Here is a 414-nt window from a genome sequence, read left to right on the forward strand (position 1 = left end):
AACGTTGACTATTCGGCACGATCAAGTGTGGGTCGCTAGTACTGCTTCGGCGTGGAACGCGTATCCCCAACTGATCGGGCCGGGCACGCTGTTGGGTCCTGAAGGAATGAACTGTTCCTTCGAGAACCGGAACCCGTCGACCGCGCATCGTGCGTTGGCCGCGGGTGACTGGTCGTCGCTTGAGAACTGCACAGTGGACGCGAGCATCTGTGGCCAAGTTTTTAAGGGCGCACGGTGGATGCCTTGGCACCAGGAACCGATGAAGGACGTGGGAGGCCACGATAGGCCCCGGGGAGCTGTCAACCGAGCTGTGATCCGGGGGTGTCCGAATGGGGAAACCCGGCAGTCGTCATGGGCTGTCACCCGTATCTGAACACATAGGGTACGTGGAGGGAACGCGGGGAAGTGAAACAT

Annotated in this window: 1 rRNA gene; it reads left to right on the forward strand. The window is 60.1% G+C overall.

The features are described from left to right. Nucleotides 1–211: 211 nt before the first annotated feature. Nucleotides 212–414, forward strand: a 23S ribosomal RNA gene (locus tag AC5RWQ_RS30650); the annotation flags it as partial.

This window comes from Micromonospora sp. BS32 (assembly GCF_059089345.1).